This window comes from Caballeronia sordidicola, from assembly GCF_002220365.1.
Lineage (GTDB): Bacteria > Pseudomonadota > Gammaproteobacteria > Burkholderiales > Burkholderiaceae > Caballeronia > Caballeronia sordidicola_C.
On sequence record NZ_MTHB01000258.1, the window covers coordinates 1 to 1,331 of the forward strand.

The window sequence follows — 1,331 nt, forward strand, 5'->3', positions numbered from 1 at the left end:
GGAACGGTTCAATTCGCTTGCAGATGCACGTTCGTTCTGCCAGACATTTTTCGCCTGGTACAACGATGATCACCGTCATTCCGGCATCGGCTATATGACACCTGCCGCCATGCATTCTGGCGCAGCGACGGCCATCTATGAGCAACGCGCCCTTGTCCTGAAAACCGCATTTTTGCAGCATCCCAACCGCTTCAAACATTGCCAACCTCATCCGCCAGCACTGCCGACAGAGGCCGGTATCAACATGCCGAAACCGGCAAAAGGAGATGACAAGAAAACACAGAATTGCACACTAAACTAATCAAAAATATTGTCTCAAAGCGTTTGACACGCGCCGAAGCAGCCTTGAAAAGCAAACCGCGTATTTCTCAAATACCCTCCCATAGCCTCTCGTGCGATTCCTGAGTCTTCTCTCCCGCCGAGTGTCTTAGAAGCAGCACTCGCTGACCTCAAAAGCCACCCATCTTTCTCCGCTGCTCGATACCGTCCGGAGATCGGATTTATCCATGCGCTCGGATCCGCTTGGCGCGTCTCGTATGGGTAGTTGTCCCAGATCATTTAGGTTAGCGGACTTGCATCCAAAATTATGGGCGATTGCCAGAATCATCCGCTTACCCTTTCTCGTGGCATTGCATTGCTGCGTGTCTAGCTTAAGGCTACCCCACTCGCGCTAATCTACGGGGCCGATTCTCCGATGTGACTAAGCAGAGATTCCGTATCGCTCTCTGACCAATACGCTTGTTTGCCATAAAATCCGTGAAGTGTTTTCTCGTAATCGCGGGTGAGCAAAACCGCATCGTCGTATGCTGGGCTATTCCTGATCGCGTCGCGGGTGAGATCGGTCGAAACAGTGGAGTCGAACCAATCCGTGCCGCTTAACCATTGCGTCGCCAACAACACTTCCTTACCACCCGGCCACCAGTTGCGCGTATCGACTGTGAGGTAACGGATGACCCAAGCGACGTCGTCGAAAATGAACCCGGACACGTGGCCAATGCTGCCGTCGGCGGCCCGGATGTGACAGCCCTTCACGGCATCCGTACTTCGAAGATGGACGTCAGCTGGCGGCCCCTCTGTATGCGGATCGGAGCCCATGGGTGCGTCCGGCTCGTGGTGCGGTGCCTCGACCGAGCCGGTGAACGCGGGGTAGGCGCTCGTCCCCCACACGTTTGAGCTACCCCAGTACCTGGGATATCCATAGTAAAGGAGGTGTGTGGTTTCATACTGACGAGATACAGACTTATGCGTATCAATATTCGGGCTATCCCTGACCTGTTGACGCGTGAGCTTTACATGCAGTGCGCCTGAGGCCGGATCCGATGGTTTGATTG

At 54.4% G+C, this 1,331-nt stretch carries 2 protein-coding genes; one reads left to right on the forward strand and one right to left on the reverse strand.

Annotated elements, in window-relative coordinates:
• Window positions 1–301 (forward strand): integrase core domain-containing protein (locus BSU04_RS49020; protein ID WP_144021472.1); only part of this gene is annotated, 301 nt, incomplete at its 5' end.
• Between the two features lie 374 nt (window positions 302–675).
• Here BSU04_RS49020 and BSU04_RS47240 read toward each other — a convergent pair.
• Window positions 676–1,331, reverse strand: a 656-nt coding sequence (locus BSU04_RS47240) for a PRC-barrel domain containing protein (protein ID WP_218827410.1), incomplete at its 5' end; no start/stop codon positions are given.